Annotated in this window: 15 protein-coding genes; 5 read left to right on the forward strand and 10 right to left on the reverse strand. The window is 70.6% G+C overall.

Features of this window, described 5'->3' with window-relative positions:
* The first annotated feature begins 165 nt into the window (after positions 1–165).
* The 4 genes from K1J60_RS12370 (at position 166) to K1J60_RS12385 (ending at position 6083) form a co-directional block, all read left to right on the forward strand.
* Complete coding sequence (locus K1J60_RS12370; RefSeq protein WP_220646279.1) at positions 166–1179, forward strand: LacI family DNA-binding transcriptional regulator; 1014 nt, start codon at positions 166–168, stop codon at positions 1177–1179.
* A gap of 173 nt (positions 1180–1352) precedes the next feature.
* Entirely contained in the window at positions 1353–3404 is a 2052-nt protein-coding gene (locus tag K1J60_RS12375; protein WP_220646280.1) for a glycoside hydrolase family 31 protein, read from the forward strand.
* Positions 3405–3535: 131 nt separating this feature from the next.
* Positions 3536–4813: an AI-2E family transporter gene (locus K1J60_RS12380; protein ID WP_398683197.1), complete on the forward strand. Its 1278-nt coding sequence runs from the start codon at positions 3536–3538 to the stop codon at positions 4811–4813.
* A gap of 64 nt (positions 4814–4877) precedes the next feature.
* Positions 4878–6083 carry a sulfotransferase family protein gene (locus tag K1J60_RS12385; protein ID WP_220646281.1) on the forward strand — a complete coding sequence of 402 codons (1206 nt, stop codon included), beginning with the start codon at positions 4878–4880 and terminating at the stop codon, positions 6081–6083.
* Between the two features lie 79 nt (positions 6084–6162).
* Here K1J60_RS12385 and K1J60_RS12390 read toward each other — a convergent pair whose 3' ends face one another.
* From K1J60_RS12390 to K1J60_RS12410, 5 genes are all read right to left on the reverse strand, one after another.
* Positions 6163–8634 carry a CBM35 domain-containing protein gene (locus K1J60_RS12390; protein ID WP_220646282.1) on the reverse strand — a complete coding sequence of 824 codons (2472 nt, stop codon included), beginning with the start codon at positions 8632–8634 and terminating at the stop codon, positions 6163–6165.
* Positions 8635–8746: 112 nt separating this feature from the next.
* Positions 8747–9562: a carbohydrate ABC transporter permease gene (locus K1J60_RS12395; protein ID WP_220651429.1), complete on the reverse strand. Its 816-nt coding sequence runs from the start codon at positions 9560–9562 to the stop codon at positions 8747–8749.
* Between the two features lie 8 nt (positions 9563–9570).
* Positions 9571–10494, reverse strand: a complete 924-nt coding sequence (locus tag K1J60_RS12400; RefSeq protein WP_220646283.1) for a carbohydrate ABC transporter permease — start codon at positions 10492–10494, stop codon at positions 9571–9573.
* A gap of 25 nt (positions 10495–10519) precedes the next feature.
* Positions 10520–11848 carry an ABC transporter substrate-binding protein gene (locus K1J60_RS12405; protein ID WP_220646284.1) on the reverse strand — a complete coding sequence of 443 codons (1329 nt, stop codon included), beginning with the start codon at positions 11846–11848 and terminating at the stop codon, positions 10520–10522.
* Between the two features lie 127 nt (positions 11849–11975).
* Complete coding sequence (locus K1J60_RS12410) at positions 11976–13013, reverse strand: LacI family DNA-binding transcriptional regulator (protein WP_220646285.1); 1038 nt, start codon at positions 13011–13013, stop codon at positions 11976–11978.
* Positions 13014–13386: 373 nt separating this feature from the next.
* Between K1J60_RS12410 and K1J60_RS12415 the strand changes: the two genes are divergently transcribed.
* Positions 13387–15711, forward strand: a complete 2325-nt coding sequence (locus tag K1J60_RS12415; RefSeq protein ID WP_220646286.1) for a glycoside hydrolase family 36 protein — start codon at positions 13387–13389, stop codon at positions 15709–15711.
* Between the two features lie 124 nt (positions 15712–15835).
* On the opposite strand, the gene K1J60_RS12420 is transcribed toward K1J60_RS12415, so the two are convergent.
* The 5 genes from K1J60_RS12420 to K1J60_RS12440 form a co-directional block, all read right to left on the reverse strand.
* A complete protein-coding gene (locus K1J60_RS12420; RefSeq protein WP_220646287.1) occupies positions 15836–16570 on the reverse strand; it encodes a glycoside hydrolase family 12 protein in 735 nt (244 codons plus the stop codon).
* A 147-nt stretch (positions 16571–16717) separates the two neighbouring features.
* Positions 16718–18718 carry a beta-galactosidase gene (locus tag K1J60_RS12425; protein WP_220646288.1) on the reverse strand — a complete coding sequence of 667 codons (2001 nt, stop codon included), beginning with the start codon at positions 18716–18718 and terminating at the stop codon, positions 16718–16720.
* A complete protein-coding gene (locus tag K1J60_RS12430) occupies positions 18718–20946 on the reverse strand; it encodes a sialidase family protein (RefSeq protein ID WP_220646289.1) in 2229 nt (742 codons plus the stop codon). The genes K1J60_RS12425 and K1J60_RS12430 overlap by 1 nt, the downstream gene beginning before the upstream one ends.
* Positions 20947–21183: 237 nt before the next feature.
* Positions 21184–22143, reverse strand: a complete 960-nt coding sequence (locus K1J60_RS12435; RefSeq protein ID WP_220646290.1) for a carbohydrate ABC transporter permease — start codon at positions 22141–22143, stop codon at positions 21184–21186.
* On the reverse strand, positions 22140–23192 hold the full coding sequence (locus tag K1J60_RS12440) for an ABC transporter permease (RefSeq protein ID WP_220646291.1): 1053 nt from the start codon (positions 23190–23192) through the stop codon (positions 22140–22142). The genes K1J60_RS12435 and K1J60_RS12440 overlap by 4 nt, the downstream gene beginning before the upstream one ends.
* Between the last annotated feature and the right edge of the window lie 17 nt (positions 23193–23209).

A 23209-nucleotide genomic window follows, 5' to 3' on the forward strand; every position in this document is an offset into this window, starting at 1 on the left:
CCACCACACACCCTCACCACACTCGTGCGCGCCGCGCCAATAATCGAAGCGCTTCGACAACCTATGGACACCCACCCACCACCGAGCTAGTGTCGAGCCATCCTCACTCGCCCTTGTTCAGAGACAGCGCGCTGTCGAAGCGCTTAAACACGCTTGGAGAGCTGGATGGTCACCCTCGCCGAGGTCGCCCAGCACGCCGGAGTCTCGGCGAGCACGGTGAGCTATGTCCTCAGCGGCAAGCGGTCCATCTCCGCCGGCACCCGGCAGCGGGTCGAGCGGAGCATCCAGGAGCTCGGCTACCACCCGAACGCGGGGGCCCGCGCCCTGGCGAGCAACAAGTCGAACATCGTCGCCCTGATGGTCCCGCTGCGTACCGACATGTACGTCCCGGTGATGATGGAGATCGCCATCGCGGTGGCCACCACCGCCCGTACGTACGGCTACGACGTCCTGCTGCTCACCGGTGAGGAGGGCCCGGACGCGGTGCGCCGGGTCACGGGCAGCGGACTGGCCGACGCGATGATCCTGATGGACGTGGAGCTCGACGACGAGCGGCTGCCGCTGCTGCGCGGCACCGACCAGCCGTCGGTGCTCATCGGACTGCCGGCCGACACCAGCGGCCTGACCTGTGTCGACCTCGACTTCGGCGCGACGGGCGCGTTGTGCGTGGAGCATCTGGCGATGCTCGGCCACCGCGACATCGCGGTCATCGGCGAGGCACCCGCGGTGTACGAACGGCACACCGGTTTCGCCGAGCGCACCCTCGACGGACTGCGTTCCCGCGCGCGGGAGTTGGGCCTGCGCGTGCTGCACCGCCCCTGTGAGGGCGGCTACGACGCGATGTCCGCGACCCTGGCCCGGATCTTCGACGAACGGCCCGGCACCACCGGGATCGTCGTGCAGAACGAGTCCGCGGTGGAACCGCTCCTCGCGCTGCTGCGGCAGCAGGGACGCGCGGTGCCGGAGGACGTCTCGGTGATCGCGGTCTGCCCGGACCAGGTCGCTGTACAGGCCTCGGTGCGGCTGACGTCCGTGGCGATCCCCGCCCAGGAGATGGGCCGCCGGGCCGTGGAGCAGCTGATCGCCAAGCTGGAGGGCCGGGACACCGACGAAGTGGTGCTCCTCGCCCCCGAGTTGACGGTCCGCGCGAGCACCGGGCCGCTGTCCCACACCGGCTGAGCCGACGCCGTACGCGAGCCGAGCTCGCACGCAAGCCATCGCCCACCGACCGCGCCGTATCGCCCACCGACCGCGCCGTACGGAAGCCGCCGTACGGCCTCCCCTCTGCTCCCGCGCTCTCCTCCCGTCTTCCTTCACCCCTCCGTTCACCCCTCCCTTCCAGGAGACCCCTCGTGAATCAGCCTGCCGAGAACCAGACCCCGACGGGTGCGGTCAGCCTCGCCCAGTCCTCCCCCACCGTCGGCACGTTCCGTGAGCGGGACGGTGCCCTGGAGTGGAGCGGACGTCAGGAGACCCTGCGGATCGAGCCCTGGGGCCCGGACGCCGTACGGGTCCGCGCCCGCCTCGGCGGTCCGGTGCTCGACGGGCTGCCGGGTGCCCTGCTCGACGAGGCCGAGTACACCGAGAGCAGCGTCAAGATCGAGGACGGGCTGGGGCGGCTGGTCGTCGGCGCGCTCACCGTCGAGGTGAACGCGGAGGGCCTGATCCGCTACAGCCGCACGGCCGACGGCAGCGAGCTGCTGTCGGAGGCCCGCGCCCACTTCTGGTGGCCCGGCTCGCGTCTCTACACGGCCGTCGGCAACGGCCACCACCGCCTGGAGCAGCGCTTCGCCGCGTACGACGACGAGAAGCTGTACGGCCTCGGGCAGCATCAGCACGGGCGGCTCGACCAGAAGGGGCTGGTGCTGGACCTGGTGCAGCGCAACGCGGAGGTCGGCATCCCGGTGCTGACCTCCAGCCGTGGCTACACCCTGCTGTGGAACAACCCGGCGATCGGCCGCGTCGAGCTGGCCGGCAACGGCACCCGCTGGGTCGCGGACTCGGCCCGGCAGATCGACTACTGGATCACCGCGGGCGATCCGGCCGACGCGCAGCGCCGCTACAGCGCGGCGACGGGCCGTACGCCGATGCTGCCGGAGTGGGCGGCCGGGTTCTGGCAGTGCAAGCTGCGCTACCGCACCCAGGACGAACTCCTCGCCGTGGCACGGGAGTACAAGCGGCGGGGCCTGCCCATCGACGTCATCGTGTGCGACTTCTTCCACTGGACGCACCTCGGCGAGTGGAAGTTCGACCCGGCCGAGTGGCCCGACCCGGCGGCCATGGTCCGGGAGCTGGACGAGCTGGGCATCAAGCTGGTGGTGTCCGTGTGGCCGTCGGTGTCGCCGCTGAGCGAGAACCACCCTGTGATGGAGCAGCGCGGGTACTTCATCGGCACCCAGTACGGCCCGATGGCGCACGCCGACTGGCCGGACAAGGAGGTCGCCTCGACGGTTCAGGTGGCCTTCTACGACGCGACGAACCCGGAGGCCCGGGAGTTCGTGTGGTCGCGGGTGAAGGAGAACTATCTGGAGCCGTACGGCATCAAGGCGTTCTGGCTGGACGCATGCGAGCCGGAGATCAAGCCGGGCTTCCAGGAGAACCTGCGCTACTGGGCGGGGCCCGGTCTGGAGGTCGGCAACATCTACCCGGCCGAGAGCGCGCGCACCTTCTACGAGGGGCTGCGGGCGGCCGGTGAGGAGGAGATCGTCTCCCTCAACCGTTCGGCGTGGGCGGGCAGTCAGCGGTGGGGGGCCGCGCTGTGGTCCGGTGACATCGGGACCGACTTCCCGACCCTGCGGCGGCAGATCGCGGCGGGGCTCAACACGGCGTTGTCCGGCATCCCGTGGTGGAACACGGACATCGGCGGCTTCCACGGGGGCGACCCCGACGATCCGGCGTACCGCGAGGTGATGGTCCGCTGGTTCCAGTTCGGGGCGTTCTCCCCGCTGATGCGGCTGCACGGGTTCCGTGAGCCCGGGATGCCGCTCGGGCCGGCCATGACCGGCGGGCCCAACGAGGTCTGGTCGTACGGGGAGGAGGCCGGGGCGATCCTGGAGGCGTACCTGCGGCTGCGGGAGCGGCTGAAGCCGTATGTGCTGCGGGTGATGCGGGAGGCCCATGAGGAGGGGCTGCCGGTGATGCGGCCGCTGTTCCTGGAGTTCCCCGAGGACGAGCGGACGTGGTCCGTGGACGACGCGTATCTGTTCGGGCGCGATGTGCTGGTGGCGCCGGTGCTGGAGGCGGGGGCGCGGAGCTGGACGGTCTACCTTCCGGCGGGGGCGCGGTGGGCCGACGCGTGGAGCGGGGAGACGTACGAGGGGGGTCGGTCGGTGACCGTCGATGCTCCTCTGGAGCGGATTCCCGTTTTCCTGCGGGACGGGGCTACCTTGCCGATCGCCGAGTAAACACCCGCAGTCCGGGGAGACCACCTCCCGGAGACAGCGCCTCGGCGACCCGGTCTACGCTGTTCCGCCACGGCCATCCCATGATCCTCAGGGGGTGTGCGCGACCTCTGAGTGAGTGGAGATGACAGGGGATGAACAGCCGTACGGGAGACTCTCGCGCAGTACGCGGGGGACGGCCTGGTCGTGGGAGAGGGCCCGCGCGCAGACCGGTTCATCGGACGCGGACGACGATACGTACCACCGGTGGATACGGCGGCTCCGGCGGACACGGGGGCTACGGGGAGGCGCCGAGGGCGGTGGCGGCGCCGTCCGAGCCGGTCGCCCCCCGTGGTTTCCTGCCGGGACCCGCGCGGCACATCGCCGTGTGGAGCGCGCTCACGCTGCTGGTGACGGGTGTCGTCTACGTGGGCGTGTGGATCTGTGTGACGTTCCAGACGGCGGTCACGCCCGTGCTGATCGCGCTGCTCGGTACGGCACTGCTCGGCCCGCTGTACCGGCGGCTGGTGGCGATGCGGTTCAACAGGTCCCTGGCCGCCGGGCTGACCTGCGCGGCCGTGATCGTGGTGATGGGCGGGGCCGCGTACATCGTGGTGGCCGCGCTGATCGACACCGGTGACCAGATCATCTCGTCGCTCAGGGACGCGGCGAAGTCACTCAGCAATGAGTTCGGGCCGGCGGGGACGTCGTTGGACGACCTCGCGAAGAACGCCAGGGAGCTGCTGTCGAAGTTCGGCGGCACCGCGGCCTCCGGGGTGCTCACCGGGGTCAGCGCGGTCAGTGGGTTCGTGGCCAGCGCGGTGCTGGCGATGCTGTTGATGTTCTTCTTCCTGCGGGACTCCGACAAGGCGGTCGCCTCCCTGCACTCGCTCGCGCCGCGTGGCACCGGTGACACCCTGGAGGTGATGGCCCGGCGCGCGTTCCGGGCCATCGAGGGCTATATGCGCGGGACGACGCTCATCGCCTTCATCGACGGCGCCCTGATCGCCGTCGGCCTGCTGATCCTGCAGGTGCCGGGCGCCGTGGGGCTCGGCGCGCTGGTGTTCGTCGGCGCGTACATCCCGTACCTCGGCGCCTTCCTCTCGGGCGCGGTGGCCATCCTCGTCGCGTTCGCGGACCGCGGCCTGGTGACGGCGCTGTGGGCGGTGGGGGTCGTCTTCGCGGTGCAGCTCATCGAAGGGAACGTGCTGCAGCCGATGATCCACAGCCGGACCGTGCAGATGCACCCGGCGGCGATCCTGCTGGCCCTGACGGCGGGCGCCTCCATCGCCGGCATCCTCGGCATGCTCCTGGCGGTGCCGCTCACGGCGGCGGTCTCCGGTGTGCTGTCGGAGCTGCGGACGCGCTACGGCGACGGGGCGGGCGCGACCCCACCCCCGGGGACGCCGGAAGTGGCCGGGGCGACAGGATGATCAGCGGCGGTCCGGCCACCCCGGCGGACCGCCCGCACCCGACCCGCTGCGAAGGGAAACCTCGATGTCCTCCGCCCCCGTCCCCCTGAAGCTGGCCAACCTGTTACTCGGGCCCACACTCGGCTCCCGCCGCGATCCGGACCGGGTGTTCGACCGGATCGCCGACAGAGCCGGCCGGGTCGGCGGCGACCGGGGGTGGGACGGGGACGAGGAGCTCGTCGAGAGCTTCCGGTTCCTGCTGCGGGAGTGGGCGAAGGACGAGGATCTCGCCCCGGTCGGCTGGCAGTCCGCGCAGGCGCACGTCCGCAGGCATCTCACCAACCGGGCCCGCGTCCGGCGGCTGATCGCCGAGAACCCCGCCATCGAGGAAGAGCCCGTCGACAGGCCCGTGTTCGTGGTGGGTCTGCCGCGCACCGCGACCACGCTCACCCACGGGGTGCTCTCCCTCTCGGACGACCACCGCTGCCCCCTGCTGTGGGAGCTGCTGGCGCCCGACCTCGAACCCTCGCCCAGGGAGCGGCGCAAGCGGATCACCGCGGCCCGGCGCGTGCTCGACGGTACCCATCTGCTGAACCCGCGTTTCCGCGACATCCACCCCATGACCGCCGAGGGCCCGGAGGAGTGCACGTTCCTCCTGCCGCACGCCCCGGTGCCGCTGTCCCAGGCCCGCATACCCGCGTACCACGCCTGGCACTTCGAGCGCGACTTCGTGCCCGACTACCGCCGTCTCAAGCAGGCGTTCCAGGTCCTGCAGTACGGCCGTCCGCGCCGCCGGTGGATCCTCAAGTCCCCCTTCCACACCGCGAACCTGGACGCGCTGATGAAGGTGTTCCCCGACGCCACGCTGGTGTGGACCCACCGCGATCCGGCAGCCGCGGTCGCGTCCTTCTGCAGCCTGGTCGAGGTCGGTATGGTCATCTCCCGGCGCGAGGTCGATCTGCGTCGGCTCGGCGCCACCTGGCTGGACCTGCTGAGCCGGTCGGTACGGCGAGGCCTCGCGGCCCGTGCCGACCTCCCCCGCGAGGCGGTGGTGGACGTGCCGTACTCCTCGCTCGGCACCGACCCGGCCGCGGGCGCCCCGAAGCTGTACGAGGCGATCGGCGCCCGCTGGACCGAGGCCGACGCCGCCCGGCTCCCGGAGGCCGCGACCCGCTCCAAGGGCAGCCGGCCGCACCGCTACGACCTGGCCCGCTACGGGCTGACCCCGGCCGACGTCGAGTCCGCGTTCGCCGACTACAACGCGCTGCGGGCCGAGGTCGACCGGGCCTGAGGACCCGGAACGCACCGGACCTCGGCCACCGGGCGGGGGCGCTCCCCCACCGGCGGCCGAGGTCCGGTGTGTGTCCTGGCTAGCCCACGACCCGGCCCACCTCGATCCGGTCGATGTTCGGCGCCCAGGCACCCGGGTTGCCGAAGGTGACCTTGTTGGCCCCCTTCTTCAGGTCGACGGGGACGCCCACGGTCCAGTAGTCGTCCCAGCCCCAGGTGTTCTTGAAGGTGACCGTGCGCGGTTCACCGTCCCCGACCGTGATGTCCGCCGTGCGGGACATGATGTCGGTGTTGTAGGCGTGGCCGTTGTCGCGGCGGTCGTTGTGCGCGTAATGGACGACCAGGACGTAGCGGCCGGAGGTGGGGGCGTTCACCGTGAACCCGGCGGTGGAGTCCGCGCTGTTGCCGAGCCAGCCGATGTACGAACCGGCCGAGGCGTAGCGGGAGTCGACGAGCTTGGCCCCGCCGGCGAGGGTGGCCGTGGCGCCCTCGTACGTCAGGGTCCCGGTGGTCGAGCCGGCGCCCGTGACGTCGAGCGAGCGGATTGCGGTGTGCTTGGCGGTGGCGGTGATCCGGTTGTTGCCCGCCACGAGGTACAGCCGCAGCGGCCGGTCGGGCACCGCCGCCACCGACTGCCCGTGCAGGGCGAGCGTCACCGGCGCGGACGCCCGGGGCACCACCCGGTAGTAGCCGTCGCGCGGGGCGTACACGTCGAAGACCGCCTTGTCGCCGGAGCGCAAGCCGAGCGCGCCGGTGCCGACACCCGCCGACGAGGTGTAGTCGTACGACGGCTTCCCGCTGATGTCGGCGAGCGTGGCCTCGTAGGAGGCGGAGGGTTCGGCGGTGCGGGCGGTGAGGTCGATCCGGTCGAGGGTGACCTCGGTGTCGCCCTTGGCCAGGGTCAACTGGTGGGTGCCCGCCGTGAGTCGGACGGTGAGGTCCTTCTTGGCGCGGTAGGTCCAGTTCTCGGTGGAGGGGTAGGTGACGGTGACCGGGTCGCCGCCGTCGACGATCAGCTTCTGCGTGGCCGGGGTCCCGGACTGGTTGCCGTACAGGATCGCCAGGTCGTACGTGCCGTCCTTCGGCACCGACACGGTGAAGTCGACCTTGCTGCCGGGCTGGTTGAGCGAGCCGACGTCCTTGGTGCCGGAGGCCGCGTAGCCGTTGGCGTTGCTGACGGTGCCCTGGGTGTAGACCTTGCCGTCGGTGATCGCGGCGTCCTCGGCCTCGTAGGAGGCGGTCCAAGGGACGGACGGGGTGGCCGGGGTGCCGGAGCCGCCCGGGGTGAGGACGACGCGATAGGCGGACATCTTGTGCAGGCCGCGCAGCGGGACGGTCACCGTGCCGTCGTCCGCGACCCTCACCTTCGTACGGGTCAGGACGCGCGGGGCGGCGTGCTGTCCCTCGTAGCCGGACCAGGCGGCCTCGGCGACGGTCGCGGTGACCGTGCGCCCGAAGAGGGACCGGGGGACCTTCCGGACCACGACGTCCGCGTCGCCGGCGGAGCCGCCGAGCAGGACCTGGGCCTGGCGGCGGGAGGTGTCGAGGGAGGCGAGGCCCTGGAGGGTGTCGATGGTGTTCGCCTGCGGCGGGGTGACCTTGACGGTGTTCCCGGTCAGGCCCGCGTACCAGCGGAAGAACCACCAGCCGCCGTTGGGGATGTTGGAGCGGACGACGTTGCCGTCCATGTTGCCGGCCGCGTCCCAGTAGGCCTGGTTGGCGTACACCTTGTTGCGCTCGAACATCGAGACCCACTGGACGAGTTGGCCCGGGACGGAGAGGTCGCGGCGGTTGGCGTACTCGTCGATGTTGATCTTCAGGGGCTCGATGCCCAACTGCCGCTCGATGGAACGGTAGTTGTCGTAGTGGCCCTGGAAGTCGCGCAGCGAGCCGGAGCCCAGCTCGTGCCAGGTCATGATCTGGGGCAGGACGTTCTCGCGCTTGGCGAAGGTGAGGAAGTCGGTGATCAGACGGGAGTGGTAGCCGGACTCGTTGGGGCCGGCGATGGTTGCGTCGGGGTCGATGGCGCGGATGCGCTGGTAGACCGTCTTCCAGTCGCGGAGGAACCGGTCGCGGTTGGCCTCGTACTGCGCCGGGTCGGAGGCGTTGAGGCCGTACCAGATGAGGTCCGGTTCGTTGAAGGGGATGTAGACGAAGCGGTCGCTGTTCGGGTCCGCCGACACCTCCTTGGTGATCTTGTCGACCTTGGGGAGGTAGTCGTCGATGCCGAGGTCGTCGTAGGGCCACTTGGGATAGACGTCCTGCATCATCACCAGGACCTCGCCGCCGCCGTTGCGGAAGAAGGACCTGGAGACGGTGAGCGCGTCGCCGTTGGGGTGCTGGGCGCCGCCCTCCGGCTTCTGCGAGATGCTGGTGATCTTCAGCGGTGCGAGGGCCGCGTCACTGGGCACCCCGTCGTCGCTGAGCCCGTACAGCGCGCCGTTGGCGCCGCGCATCACCGGCCCCTCGGAGGCGGAGAGGTCGACGGTGAGGCGCTGCGGATCGGCGGCGGCCGCCGCGGACGATCCGGTGGCGGGGAGGGTGCCTGCCATGACGGTGACTCCAAGTAGTGCTGTGACCAGGGCAGTTCTCGTTCGGGACCTGGTCCGGTTCCGGGTGCGGGCTCTCGTGCGGGTGGGGGTGATCACGCGACTGGACCTCCGGTCATTTGACGGCTCCACTGGTGATTCCGGACACGATCTTTCGCTGGCCGACGAGGAAGACGGCGACCATCGGCAGGCTCATCACCACGACGTACGCGAAGACGAGATGCCAGTTGTTGAGGTAGAGCTGGGCGCTCGCGACCTTGTAGAGGTTGAGCGGGAGGGTCGCCCGGTCGCCGCCGCCGAGGACGAAGAAGGCGTAGAAGATGTCGCTCCAGGCGTAGAGCATCACCATGATCGTCGCGGTGGCGATGACAGGCCGGAGCAGGGGAAGGACGATCCGGGCGAAGATCCGGAACGGCTTCGCGCCGTCGATGCGGGCCGCTTCCTCCAGTTCCATGGGGATGGCGCGGATGAAGCCCGTCATGAAGAAGATCGACGTGGAGAGGTACATCCCGGTGTACACGGCGATCATCCCGGGCCGGGTGCCCGCCAGGCCGAGCTGCCGCAGCTCCATCACGATGGTGATGACCGCCGGCGGCAGCAGCAGGCCGCTGATGCACAGCGCGTACGCCGCCGAGACGAGCCTCGACTTCCGGCGGGCGAAGACCCAGGCGGCGCCCGCGCCGAGGATCAGCACGAGGACCACCGAAGGGACCACCACCAGCAGCGAGTTGAGGAGACCGCGCAGCATCTCGCCCTGGGCCACGGCGTCCTCGTAGTTGGCGCCGGGCTGCCAGTGCGCCGGCGGGTCGAGGTTCGGCCGGATGGCCTCGGCCTGCGGCTTGGCCGAGGTGACGAGGACCAGCCACAGGGGGACGCCGACGGCGAGCCCGGCGAGGAGGAGGACGAGAGCCGGGCGGCCGTAGCGCCACATCACCGTGCTCACAGCAGCTGCTCCCTTCGGCGCAACCCGATGACCAGCGGAATCGCGACGGCCACCACCACCAGGAAGAGCACCAGGCTCATCGCCGACGCCTGCGCGTACAGGCCCTGTCCGAAGATCCGGAACATGTAGATGTTGAAGACCTCGGTGGAAGCGGCCGGCCCGCCGCCGGTGGTGGCCTGCACGATGTCGAAGGTGTTCATCGAGCCGATGAGCGCCGTGGTGACGTTGAAGGTGAGGGCGGGGGCGAGCATCGGCCAGCGCACCGACCAGAAGGTCCGCCAGGGCCCGGCCCCGTCCATCCGCGCGGCTTCGAGCATGTCGCCCGGGATGCCCTTCAGCCCCGCCAGATAGATCAGCATCGACAGGCCCATCCACTTCCAGCCGTGGATGAGCGTGACCACGACGAGGGTCCAGGTCGTCGAGCCCAGCCAGGGGATGTCGGTGCCCAGGACCGCGTTGACGGCGCCGTCCTGGTCGAGGAGCGCCTGGAAGACGTACCCCGTGGCGAGGGCCGAGATGAGCACCGGCAGGAAGAAGACGGCACGGAAGAACCGGTTGAAGCGGGTGTCGTCCTCCAGCAGCAGCGCCAGCACCAGCCCGAAGGCGTTCTGGAAGACAGCCGCGAGCAGGGCGTACAGCAGGGTGGTGCGGATCGCCCGCACGAGGGTGCCGTCGTCGGCGATGGTCGTGAAGTTGTCGAGGCCGGTGAAGGCGATGTCCGCGTGGTACGAGGACCAGTTGGTGAACGGGTAGTAGAAGTTGAGCAGGTTGGGCACCAGGAAGAAGCCCGCGAAGACGACGATCGCGGGGAGCGCGAACCACCAGGGGTGGTGCACGGCGGCCCGGGGCAGCCGCCCCACCCGCCGGGGTTCGCCTCTCGTGGGTGCCTGCTTGCGTGTACGTACGGCCGTGTCCGCCATCGAAGAGCCCTGTCTCTCGCCCCGGCTAGAAACCGGGCGCGCCCTGGGCCTTGGCCACCTGCGCGAACTGGTCCTGGATGGCCTGGGCGACCTGCTGCGGGCTCTTCTTGTCGAAGAGCATGTCGGCGAGGTAGAGGTGGGTGTCCGGGGCGACGATCGCCTTGGCCTGGAAGACACCGATGGCCGTGGGAAGGGCCTTGACCTGGGCCTTCGATGCCTCCGGCAGGCCGTCCGGAGTCGGCACGGACGGCTGCACGGACGGGATCTTCATCGCCTTGATGTAGTCGGCGTAGTCGGGGCCGAGCCAGAACGCGAGGAACTGCCGGGCCGCGTTCTGCCGCTTGTCGTCACCCGTCCTGAAGGCGACCACACCGTTGGTCTGGTCGGGCGAATACAGGCCGGTGGCGGCGGAGTTGGCGATCGGGAACCAGCCGATCCTCTTGTCGATCTCCGCCGTGGAGTACTTGGCCTGCAACTGGCTCTGGAAGGAGGTGACGTTGAGGACCATGCCCGCCTCGCCCTTCCACAGGGCGTCGGCCTGCCCGGTGAAGGTGCCCGTCCGGTAGTTCTTCTGGGCGAGTCCGGCGCCGAGCAGCTTCTCCTTGTACTTCTTGATCGCGTCGACGACGACGGGGTCGGTCCACTTCTCCTTGTTCGCGTTGAGGTCCGTCCACCACTGCTGGTCGAGGTCGGTGAGCTGCACCTGCATCTGCCACTGGAGGGGCCACTTGTCGCCGCCGGCCTCGTAGAAGGCGGCCGCGTCCGTGTCGTCGACCACTCGGTGACCGAGCGCGAGGAGTTCGTCGTACGACTTCGGGAAGTCCTTCTCGGCGATGCCGGCCTGCTTGAAGACGTCCTTGTTGTAGTAGACGCCGAGCATGGCGGGGCTGGTGACGATGGCCGCGTACCGCTTGCCGTCGATGACCCCGAGCGACTTCTCCGTGTCGCCCAGCTTGGAGACCCACTCCTCGCCATCGAGGGTGAGCAGGTTCTGCTGCGGCTGGATGAAGGGCAGCGTGGAGACGGAGGGCTGCCAGAACATCAGGTCGGGGCGGTCGCCCGAGGCCAGCTTGGTCGGCACGTTCGACTCGTAGGGGTCCGGGACCGCCTGGGTCTCCACCTCGGCGCCGGTGGCCTTCTCGAAGGCGTCGATGACCTGCCGGGGCGCGGTGACCGTGTTCTGCGCGGTCCACATGGTCAGCTTCACGCCGTCGAGCCGGGCGGTGGGATCGACGGCCGTCCGCTTCGTGTCCGAGTCCGTGCCCGACGCCCCGGCCGTGGGGTCGCTGCACGCGGTGGCGGCCAGGCCGAGGGCACATATGAGGGCCAGCGTCGGGAGAGCTCTTGTTTTCATCACGTGCCTTTCGAGAACAACAGGTGGTTCAGGGCAGGGCAGGATGCGGAACAGCTGTGCTCGGGCGGGGAGTTCGGGCGAAGTGCCAGTGGACTTTCGGGGGGGGCGGCTCGGGGCGACCGGGGGGTCAGGGCTTCGCGGGCGGGGGCCCGACGCTCTCCCGCACCACCAGTTCCGGTACGGAGACGGGGTGCGGGGCGATCCGCGCGGACTCCTCCACCACCCCGTGCAGCAGGGCGAACGCGGCCCGACCGAGGCCGGTGAAGTCCAGGCGCACCGTCGTGAGGGACGGGGTCAGATAGGCGGAGTGCGGGGCGTCATCGAACCCGGCGACGCTGACCTCCCCGGGTACGGACCGCCCGGCTTCGTGGAGCGCGCGCAGCACACCGAGCGCGAGGTCGTCGTTGCCGCAGAGGATCGCGGTGACCGCCGGGTCCCCGGCCAGCCGGAGACCGGCCGCGTGACCGCCCGCCGGGCCCCAACTTCCCTGTACCGGACGGGGTTCGGGGGCCCCGGCCTCCTTGAGCGCCTGCCGCCAGCCGGTGGTACGGGCACTGGTCCGCCGGGTGCTGGACGGGATCGCGACGTAGTGCACGGTCTCGTGACCGAGCGAGAGGAGGTGGCGGGTCGCCTCGTAGGCGGCCTCGCGGTCGTCGGTCCACACCCAGGGGCGATCGCCACCGGGCGGGGCCGCGGGCGTCTCCACCACGCCCACGACCGGCAGTTCGGTGGGCACGGCCGCGAGGGCGGCGACCCCGGCCGGATCGTAGGCGATCACGATGAGACCGCCGCCCGCGTCCGCCGCGCGCTGCACCTCGGCGGCTACCGCGGCCTCGTCCGCCGACTCCAGGACTCCGATGCCGACCGCGTACGACGCCGCCCGCGCCGCCTCCTCGATGCCCTGGAGGATCGAGGCGTAGCCGTAGTGCGTGGTGTTCGCGGTCAGCACGGTCACGGCCCGGGTACGCCCGCTGGCCAGCGCGAGCGCGGTGGCGTTGCGCCGGAAGCCCAGCTCGTCGATGGCCGCCAGCACGCGGTCCCGCGTCGACGGCTTGACGCTGGGGTGGTCGTTGATCACCCGCGAGACCGTCTGGTACGAGACCCCGGCGGCGGTCGCGACGTCCCGGATGCTCGCCGGGCGCCTTGTGTGACCGGTCACATTCATGCCAGGATTGTGACCGGTCACACAGCAGGCGTCAAGAGAACGTAACGACGGATTCACGCGGGCGCCTCCGGCTGCGGAGGGCGCGCGGAGGGACGGTTCGGGACGACTCGGGACGGCTCGAAACGCCTCGGACGGCTCAAGACGGCTCGGGACGAATCAGGACGGCTCAGGACGGCTCAGGAGGGGAAGCGACGTGGACTCGGGTGCGAGCGACTTCGGCGAAAGCGGTCCGACGGGCGGTCCGGCAGAGGGTTCGACGGGAGGTCCGGCGGGCGGTCCGGAAGGCGGGGTGACAGGCGGTTCGACAGTCGCCAGGTCAGGCGGTCCGGCGGTCGGCACGACAGGCGGTTCGACCGGTCCCGAGCCCACGGGCATGACCTTCACCTGGGGGCATCCGGCCATCGAGAGCGTGTTCGCGACGGCCATGGACGGGACACTGCGGCTGATCCGGCTCGGTCCCTCCGGTGACACCGTGGACCCCGAGATCGCGCTTCCGCTCGTCGAGTTGACCGCCTTCGGGCACGGAAGCGGGTGGTCAGGGCCACGGTTCACGGGGACGGCGTTCGGGGCGAGGCTCCAGTACCGGGGACACCGTGGTGACGTAGGCGCGGGCGTGGGTGCCGGGGACGGCGACGGCGACGGCGACGGCGACTGGGCGCGGCTGACCGTAGAACTCCACGACCCCGCGACCGGGTTGACCGCGTTCGTCGAGCTGTCCTCCCCCGCCGGGGTCGCCGTCCTGCGCTCCCGGGTGCGGCTGCGCAACGACGGGGCCGAGCCTCTCGTCGTGCAGTCCGTCAGCAGCCTGGTTCTCGGTGGGCTGCCCTCCCCCGACCTCCTGGACGTGCACCGGGCGCGCAACGACTGGCTCGCCGAGTGCCGTTGGTACGCCGAGCCGCTTCGGGCGACGGTCGCCGACATCAGCGTCGAGGCCCATCAGCACGACAGCCGGGCGGCGCTCGCCCTCACCGGACGCGGGAGCTGGCCCAGTGACGGGCATCTGGCAATGGGGGCGCTCACGGAGCGAGGAGGGGGCCGCGACGGGAACGCGGTCGCGGAGAGGGGCGGAGGCCGGAGTGAAGGCCAGGGCCGGGCCTGGGTCTGGCAGGTGGAGTCACCGGCCGGTTGGCGCTGGGACCTGGGGGAACGCGCGCACGGCACGTATGTCGCGCTGAACGGGCCGACGGACGCGGAGCACCAGTGGCGGGTGCGGCTCGCGCCGGGCGGCACGTTCACGACCGTGGCGGCGGCGCTCGCGCTCGGGACGCGAGACGGCGGCTCGGGGCTCGATGACGCGTGGGCGGCGCTGACCGCGTACCGCCGTGCCGTTCGCCGTCCCCATCCCGACCACGACAAGCTTCCCGTCGTCTTCAACGACTACATGAACACGCTGATGGGCGACCCGACCACCGCGAAGCTGCTGCCGCTGATCGACGCGGCGGCGGACGTGGGCGCGGAGTACTTCTGCATCGACTCCGGCTGGTACGACGACACGGTGGACGGGGGCTGGTGGGACGGCGTCGGCGCATGGCTGCCGTCGTCACGCCGGTTCCCGACGGGGGGTGTGGACGGTGGGAGGGCCGCAGAGGTCGGTGCCGAGGCCGGGGCGAGCGGCGCGGCCGGAGGAGGCGGCGCCGAGGCAGGAGTGGGTGCCCCGGCCGACGAGGGGATCCGCGCCGTGCTGGACCGGATCCGGGAGCGCGGCATGGTTCCCGGGCTCTGGCTGGAGCCCGAGGTCGTCGGCGTCCGCAGCGCGGTCGCGGCGGAGCTGCCGCCGGAGGCGTTCTTCCAGCGGGACGGGGTGCGGCTGACCGAGCAGGGTCGTCACCAGCTCGACCTGCGTCACCCGGCGGCCCGTGCCCACCTCGACAAGACGGTGGACCGCCTCGTCGGGGACTGGGGCGTGGGCTATCTCAAGCTCGACTACAACATCGTGATCGACCCCGGCACCACCGGCCCGGACGACCTGTCCCCCGGCGCCGGCCTCCTGGGTCACGCCCACGCCTACCTGGACTGGCTCTCCGACGTCCTCGACCGCTACCCGCACCTCGTCGTCGAGAACTGCGCCTCCGGCGGTATGCGCATGGACGGCGCCACCCTGGCCGTGACCCAGCTCCAGTCCACCAGCGACCAGCAGGACCCCCTGCGCTACCCCCCGATCGCCGCCGCCGCGCCCACGGCGGTCCCCCCGGAACAGGGCGCCGTCTGGGCCTACCCGCAGCCCGAGTACGAGGACGACCTGATCGCCTTCACACTCGGCGGCGCCCTCCTCGGCCGTATCCACCTGTCGGGACATTTGGACCGCATGACGGAACACCAGCTCACCCTCGTGCGCGAGGCGGTGGACACGTACAAGTCGATCCGCGGCGACCTGGCCGGGGCCGTGCCGTTCTGGCCGCTCGGCCTGCCGGGCTGGACGGACGAGTGGCTGGCCCTGGGGCTGCGGGCCCCGGACGGACACGGACCGACGTATCTGTCCGTGTGGCGCAGAGGCGGTGCGGCCGAAGTACGGCTGCCGGTGCGGCACTTGGCGGGGACGGACCTCCCCGTCCGCATGGAGATCCTGCACCCGTCCGCCGCACGGGCGGACTCGCCGACGTCCTGGGACCCCCGCACCGGCGAACTGCGGGTGGCGGTGCCGCGCACCCCCGGTGTGTCGCTGATCCGTCTGACGCCGGAATACGGAACCGAGGTCTAGTTGGGTGCCCGAGGCCCGGAGGGTTTCCGAGGCCCGGAGGGTGTCCGAACCGGTGCCGCGTGGGGGCACGGCACCGGCTCGGACTCGTCCGCGGACCTATCTACGGCTCACCGCTCACCGCACGTCAACTGCTGCTGACCGTCAGGTTGTTGGTGGTGAAGTCCAGGCCACCGGAGGACGAGGTGACCTCGAAGCCGAACTGCACGTCGCCGATGGTCTCGTTGCCCATCCAGCCCTTGGTGTCCTTGATCCACTTGAGGACGGGGAGGATCTGGACCGTGCCGGAGGTGGAGTCCGAGGTGCGCAGGAAGGAGAACACGTCCCAGTACGTGCCGTCGGACCGGTAGGCGCGGCCCTTGTAGACGTTCCAGCTGTGGCCGCCGAGCGTCACGCTCTGCTGGAAGGTGCCGAGGGCGCCGACGGCGCCGTTGTAGTTGACCCAGAGCATGATCTCGTAGTCGTAGTCCGTGTCCCAGACGTCGTACGAGGTGTTGTACGCGCCCGAGGACGGGACGGTGACGTTGTAGCTGCTGTTGAGGGAGCCGAGCGAGGTGATCGTCTTGTTGATCACCTTCTTGGAGTTGGGGTACGACTTGATGCCGCCGGTGTTGGGGTGGTTGGCCCAGACGCCCCAGTTGGTGCCGGAGTTGGCCCAGATGCACTGACTGCCGGCTCCGGAGCCCCAGATGTTGTTGTAGAGCGTGTAGCCGTTCAGGCTGGTGTTGCCCCACTGGTCGCACGAGTTCCAGACGGCGGCCGAGGCGGGGGCGGAGGCGAGACCGATCGTGGCGCCGAGCGCCAGTGCGGGGGCGAGAAGGGCTTTGCCGATCCGGCCCAGGGTGCGGGTGCGTGTTGCCATGGGTGTCGGTTCCTTCCATGGGTGGGGGGAAGTGCGCGGTGGGGAGCTACCGCGGCCTCGCGATGAGGACGCGGTCTTCTCCGGCGACGAGGGCGATCGCGGCGAACGTTCGGCCGATCACCGCGAACGCTTCGGCACCGGGGGAAGTCATGGTGACGGCTTCAGTACCGCCACGCCGTGCCGGCCGAGCGACAGCGGTCCGGTGACGGTCGCCCCCGTCAGCAGGTCGCGATGGGTGCCGGGCACGTCGACGGTGACCTCGTCGCGGCCGTGGTTGAGCACGAACAGCACCTCACCGCGCCGTACCGCCTCGACCCCGTCGGGCAGTCCGGCCAGAGCCGGCCGGACCCCGGCGTCGGCCGCGACCCGCCCCAACAGCCGGCGCAGTTCGGCCGGTTCGGGCAGCGTGGAGACGTACCAGGCGCGTCCCTTCCGCAACACCGCCGGAAGGCCGTCGAGCTCGCCGCCCTTGTAGGGGACCACCTCGTCCGCGTCCGCCGTCTCGATCTCCTCGGACCACAGCGTCCCCCCGAAGACGCCCCGGGCGCCGTCGCACTCGACCTCCTCCCCCGCGTCCAGCGGCCACCACTCGTGCAGGGTGCGGATACCGAAGAGGTCGCGGAGCCGGGCGTCCATGCCGCCGGGGCGTACCCGGTCGTCCTCGTCGGCGACGCCGGTCAGGAAGCCGCTGACGAGGGTGCCGCCGCCTCGTACGTATGCGAGCAGGTTGTCCACGGCCGCGTCCGTGAGCAGGTAGAGCTGCGGTACGACGACGAGGCGGTAGGCGGAGAGATCGTGCTCGGGGTGGGCGAAGGCGGTGGTGAGGTTCTCCTCCCAGAGGGCGCGGTGCCAGGAGCGTACGACCTGGGGGAGATCGACCTCGGACGACAGCCGGCCGTCCTGGTCGCCGGCCCACCAGGAGTTCCAGTCGAACAGCACGGCGATGTCGGTGTCGATATGATGACCAGTCACCTCATGGCCGACGGCGGCCAGTTCCCGGCCGAGTCGCCGCACCTCCTGGTAGGTACGACCCTGCTCTCCCGCGTGAGTGACCATGCCGGAGTGGAACTTCTCGGCGCCCTGGCGGGACTGCCGCCACTGGAAGTAGCAGACGGCGTCCGCACCCCGGGCGACGGCCTGGAAGGACCACAGACGGTTGAGTCCACGGGGCTTGGGGTGGTTGACACCGCGCCAGTTGACGGGTCCCGCCGCCTGCTCCATCAGCATCCAGGGGCCGCCGCCCGCCTGCGAGCGGGTCATGTCCTGGACCAGGGCCCCGTGCTGCGCGCCGAGCGGGTCACGCGGGTCCGGGTAGATGTCGACCGAGACGACGTCCTCCTCCTCGGCCCACCGCCACGCGTCCTGGCCCACCCACATCGGCATGAAGTTGGTGGTGACCGGCAGGTGCGGGGTGTGCCGGCGGACGATGTCGCGCTCCATGACGTAGCACTCCAGGAGCATGTCGCTCGTGAAGCGTTTGAAGTCGAGCACCTGGGCGGGGTTCCTCATGTAGTGGGCGCGGCGCGGCGGGAGGATCTCGTGCCAGCCGTCGTAGCCCTGGCTCCAGAAGGCCGTGCCCCAGGCCTCGTTGAGCGCGTCCAGCGTCCCGTACTTCCGCTGGAGCCACGCCCGGAAGGTCCTCGCCGCCTCGTCGCCCCAGTCGTAGGTGCAGTACTCGTTGTTGATGTGCCACATCGTGAGGGCCGGATGGTCGCCGTAGCGGGCGGCTAGATCCTCGGTGATGGCTGCGGCGTGACGGCGGTAGGTGTCGCTGGAGTGCGAGAAGTGCTGCCGCGAGCCCCACCACTCGATCTGGCCGTTCTCGTCGCGCGGGAGGGTCTCGGGATGCAGACGCCCCATCCACGGCGGCGGGGAGGAGGTGGGGGTGGCGAGGACGACGCCGATGCCGCCTGTGTGCATCAGGTCCATCAACCGGTCCAGCCAGCCGAACTCCCTTGCCCCGGGCCGGGGTTCGAGCTTCGCCCAGGAGAAGACGCCGAGGGTGACGGAGTTGACGCCCGCCTCCTTCATCAGCCGTACGTCCTCGTGCCACGTCTCCTCGGGCCACTGCTCGGGGTTGTAGTCACCTCCGAAAAGGATGCGGCCACGGGTGGCGTCGGCCAGGGACGGGCCCGGCTGCTGCCGCATCAGACCGGCTCCCCGTACTGGATGCCCCGCCCGTTCGTGGCCAGGTACACACGGCCGTACACGCGCGGATCGCCGACGACGACCTCGCCGGTCCAGCCCCACTGGTGGGCGTCGTCGTTGATACGGGTCCAGGTCTTCGCGCCGTCGTCGGAGCGGTAGACGGCGGTGATGCTCTCCGTCGAGCCGACCTGGTAGATCGCCGGGTAGTCTGCGCCGTCGGCGGCCTTGCCGAAGCCGAGGGTGTGCGAGGCCCAGCAGCTGTCGACCTTCGAGAAGGTCACTCCTGCGTCGGTGGACCGGTACAGCCCGTTCGTCTTCGCGCTCAGCCACAGGTCGCCGGTGCGTCCGGGGGCCGCGACCAGCTTGAACTGACTGTCCCCCTTCGGCAGTCCGGTCGCCCGGGCCGTGAAGGAACGGCCGCTGTCCGTGCTGGCGTACAGCGTTCCCGTGTCGGTGTCGTAGGCGTAGAAGCGCGCCGGGTCGGCCGGGTCGGCGACCGGCGTGGCGCCCTTCGGGAAGGTGGAGACCTCGGCCCAGGTCGCGCCGTGGTCGGCGGAACGGTGGGCCGCGTACTTCGTGCCGTCCCAGTGCACGAAGGACCACAGCAACGCGCTGCCGTCGGCGTTCACGGCGATCGGTCCCGGCGCGTCCTTGGCGATGTCGGGCTGGGCCGCGAAGGGCGCCCAGGTCCGGCCCCCGTCGTCCGAGCGGGCGCCGTTGCCGTGGTCGCCCCAGCCGGTGCGGACCACGTACGAGGGCTTCGCCGAGGCCTGCGCGAGCCCCGTCGCCGATCCGAACACGGGGTTCGACGCCATGCCGCGCGAGGGGGACGCGGTGAGCCGCTCGTGGTACATCGTGCCGATGTCCCCGCTGCCGCTGATCAGGTGCGCCTGCCCGACCGGGGGCGAGATCAGCTGGCGTACCGACGTCTCCTCCAGGCCCCGGATCCGCGGGGCCCAGTTCTTCAGGTCCCGGGTGCCGTAGAGGGTCGCGCCGGTGCCGTAGACGAGGTGCTTCGAGTCGTACGGGTCGAGGGCGAGCGCCTGGATCCACCAGCCGAACTTCGGCTTGTCGGCGCCCCACTTGAGATAGGGGGTCTCGGACACGTCCAGGACGGCGGAGTCCTTGAGGGACGTCCAGGTGCGGCCGCCGTCCGTGGACCGGAACAGGGTGTCGATCTCGGCCCAGCGGTTGTTGGTGGACACGACCACCGTGCCCGGGCGGCGTGCGTCGACGGCGACCCCGCCGTAGCCGAAGGTGTCGGCGCCGCCGTCGGTCGTGGTGCCGCCCGGCTTCACCGGGGTCACCTCGGTCCACTTGCCGGTGGTGGTGCGGAGCTTGTGCACACTGCCGTCGGACTGGCCGTTGGGGCCGGGGGCGTTCGCGTACGTCACGTACAGCTCGCGGGTGTGCCGGTCGTACGCGGCGCGGATCGGGACCTTCGCGGCGGTGCCGGTCGGGCGGCCGGGGACGGCTTCCCAGGTGGTGCCGTCGGTGGTGCGGTACAGGTTCGCCGTCGCGGAGGTGCCGTCCGCGTCTCCCCAGCCGGCGTACACGGTGCGGCCCGCGGCCACGAGCAGGGTGACGCCCTGGCCGGAGCCGCTCGGGGTCGCCGGGAAGCCGGTCGCGGACGCCCAGGTGGCACCCCGGTCCGTCGACCTGAGCAGGCCGTCGTGCCTGGTGCCGAGCCACAGGGTGTCGCTGTCGCGCGGGTCGACGAGGAGCCGCTCGCCCGCGCCCCGGCCGTCCTCGTTGGCGCCGAGCTTCACGGTGAGGTCGGTACGGGTCCAGGTGGCGCCGCGGTCGTCGGAGCGCAGGACGGCGCCGTTGCCGGCCCAGGACTGGGCATAGGTGCCGAGGGCGAGGTAGACGCGGTCCGGGTGGGCGGGGTCGAGAGCGATGGCCTCCACGCCGAGGAGGTTCCAGTCGTCCCAGCCGAGGTGGTCGGTCAGCGGGGTCCAGCGGGCCTTGCGGTCGTCCCAGCGGTAGGCGCCGCCGATGTCGGTGCGGGCGTAGGCGAGGCCGCGTCTCGCCGGGTGGAAGAGGACGCCGGTGATGAAGCCGGTGCCGCCGATCACGGCGTTGCGCCAGCGGTAGCCCCCGGCGGTGGAGCCGCCTTGCACCCCGGCGGCGTGAGCCTGGGCTGTCAGTGCGGGGAGAGTGGTGAGGGCCGCGGCGGCTGCGGTACCGGCGAGTACGGTGCGGCGGGTCGGCTGGGGGGTGCGCATGACATACCTCGTTGGTTTGTGCGTGCGGGAGGGGGATCCGGCGCCTCTGCACCGGGGGTGCGGGTGCGTGCGCGACCGCGGGTGAGTGGGGGGCTGGTCGCGCGGTTCCCCGCGCCGCTTGGCGGCGTGGATGGCGCCCGGAGTCTTTTGGGGGTGCGGGGGGACCGCGCGAGCAACCACCAACCACCCGCGGTCGCGCGCACTCTCACCCGCACCCCGAGTGATCAGGCGCCCCGGTCAGCCCTTGACCGCGCCGGTCAGCATGCCCTTCTTGAAGTGCTTCTGGACGAAGGGGGAGAGCACGGCGACGGGGAGCAGGGCCATGACCATGACCGCCATCTGGATGGCCAGCGGGGAGAGTTGGCCGGTGTTGATCTGGGCGGAGAGGCCGACCGGGCGTTCCTGTTTCTGGACGAGCTGGATCATGACGTTCTGCAGCGGCATCATGTCCTGGTCGGTGAGGTAGATGGAGGCGTTGAACCAGGCGCTCCAGTAGCCGACCGCGTAGAAGAGGGCGATGACCGCGAGGACGGCCCTCGACAGCGGCATCACGATCTGCCACAGGATGCGCCAGTCGCCGGCGCCGTCGATGCGGGCGCTGTCGATGAGTTCCGGCGAGATGCCCATGAAGAACGAGCGCAGGACCAGGATGTTGAAGACGCTCACCGCGCTGGGGAGGATCAGCGCGAGGTAGGTGTCGGTGAGTCCGAGGCCCTGGACCAGCAGATACGTCGGGATGAGACCCGCGCCGAAGAACATCGTGGCGAGCAGCGTCATCAGGATCCACCGGTGGCCGAGCGAGCCGACGCGGGAGAGGCCGTAGGCGCACAGGACCGAGACGGTCATGCTGAACAACGTGCCGACCACCGTCACCCCGACGCTGACCAGCGCGGCCGTCTGGACCTGGCCGCCGCTGAGGAGTTCCTGGTAGGCGATGAAGGTGATGCCCTTGGGGACGACGACCAGCCCGCCCGCCTCGTCGATGGTCTTCTTCGTCTGGAGGCTGGTGACGATGACGATCCACAGGGGGAAGAGGATCGCGAAGCAGGCGAAGCCCAGGGCGATACCCTTGCCCGCGAGGCCCGCCTTGGCGGGTTCCTCCTCCCAGGACGGGCGGGGCGGCGCGGCCCAGCGGCTCGGCTTCGGCACAGTCGGCCGCTCATCGACCGGGGCCGCCTTCTCGACGAGTGCGCTCATTTCTTGTACACCCCCTGCTCACCCATGAGATGGGCGACCTTGTTGGCGGTCAGGACCAGCGCGAGGCCGACCACGCCCTTGACGAGTCCCGCCGCGGCGGCGTAGCTGAAGTCCTGGTTGCGGATGCCGTTCCACCACACGTAGGTGTCGAGGACGTCGGAGGCGTCGACACCCACCGCCTGCCGTTGCAGAAGCAGTTGTTCGAAGCCGACGGTGAGGGCGTCGCCGACCCGCAGCACCAGCAGCAGGGCGATCACCGGGCGCAGGGCGGGCAGGGTGATGTGCCACATGCGCCGCCAGCGGCCCGCGCCGTCCATCGCGGCGGCCTCGTACAGGTCGTGCGAAACGGAGGAGAGCGCGGCGAGGAAGACGATGATGCCCCAGCCGGCGTCCTTCCAGATCATCTCGACCGTGACCAGGTACTTGAAGATCTCCGGGTTGGTCATCAGGTCGAAGCCGTCGTAGCCGTGCCTGCGGAGCGTCTGCGCGATGACGCCGGCCCCGCCGAAGATCTGCATGAACACGGTGACGACGAGGACCCAGGAGAAGAAGTGCGGCAGGTACATGATCGCCTGGGCGACCGCCCGGATCCGGGGCCTGACGATGCTGTTGATGAGCAGCGCCAGCAGGATCGGGATGGGGAAGAACAGCACGAGCTGGAGGAAGAACAGCACGAAGGTGTTCTGCACCGCGTGCCAGAAGGCCGAGTCCGCGAAGATCCGTTCGAACTGCTCGACGCCGACCCAGGGGCTCTGGAAGATGGCGATGAAGCCGTTCTCGCTGAGGTACGGGTCGTAGTCCTGGAAGGCGACCACATTGCCGAGAATCGGTATGTAGTTGAAGACCAGGATCAGCAGGACGGCCGGCAGCGTCATCAGGATCAGCGTGCGGTCGCGCCGGAACCTGAGGCGAAGGGCCAGCTTGCCCGCGCGTCCGTCGCTCCCGGACGGGGGCCGGGCGCTGGATCCGGTGGCTTCGTCGGACTCCACCGGGGTCGTCTCGGGGGTCTTGGCCCCGGCCCTCGACCGGGGCACCGTGCTGTGGGACACGGCCTTCTCCTCGCCTC

Source organism: Streptomyces akebiae (assembly GCF_019599145.1).
Classification (GTDB): domain Bacteria; phylum Actinomycetota; class Actinomycetes; order Streptomycetales; family Streptomycetaceae; genus Streptomyces; species Streptomyces akebiae.

Coding starts and splice junctions, on each gene's coding strand:
- K1J60_RS12370 (WP_220646279.1), top strand. CDS start 166: ATGGTCACCCTCGCCGAGGTCGCCCAGCACGCCGGAGTCTCGGCGAGC.
- K1J60_RS12380 (WP_398683197.1), top strand. CDS start 3,536: ATGAACAGCCGTACGGGAGACTCTCGCGCAGTACGCGGGGGACGGCCT.
- K1J60_RS12385 (WP_220646281.1), top strand. CDS start 4,878: ATGTCCTCCGCCCCCGTCCCCCTGAAGCTGGCCAACCTGTTACTCGGG.
- K1J60_RS12390 (WP_220646282.1), bottom strand. CDS start 8,634: ATGGCAGGCACCCTCCCCGCCACCGGATCGTCCGCGGCGGCCGCCGCC.
- K1J60_RS12395 (WP_220651429.1), bottom strand. CDS start 9,562: ATGTGGCGCTACGGCCGCCCGGCTCTCGTCCTCCTCCTCGCCGGGCTC.
- K1J60_RS12400 (WP_220646283.1), bottom strand. CDS start 10,494: ATGGCGGACACGGCCGTACGTACACGCAAGCAGGCACCCACGAGAGGC.
- K1J60_RS12405 (WP_220646284.1), bottom strand. CDS start 11,848: ATGAAAACAAGAGCTCTCCCGACGCTGGCCCTCATATGTGCCCTCGGC.
- K1J60_RS12410 (WP_220646285.1), bottom strand. CDS start 13,013: ATGAATGTGACCGGTCACACAAGGCGCCCGGCGAGCATCCGGGACGTC.
- K1J60_RS12415 (WP_220646286.1), top strand. CDS start 13,387: ATGACCTTCACCTGGGGGCATCCGGCCATCGAGAGCGTGTTCGCGACG.
- K1J60_RS12420 (WP_220646287.1), bottom strand. CDS start 16,570: ATGGCAACACGCACCCGCACCCTGGGCCGGATCGGCAAAGCCCTTCTC.
- K1J60_RS12425 (WP_220646288.1), bottom strand. CDS start 18,718: ATGCGGCAGCAGCCGGGCCCGTCCCTGGCCGACGCCACCCGTGGCCGC.
- K1J60_RS12430 (WP_220646289.1), bottom strand. CDS start 20,946: ATGCGCACCCCCCAGCCGACCCGCCGCACCGTACTCGCCGGTACCGCA.
- K1J60_RS12435 (WP_220646290.1), bottom strand. CDS start 22,143: ATGAGCGCACTCGTCGAGAAGGCGGCCCCGGTCGATGAGCGGCCGACT.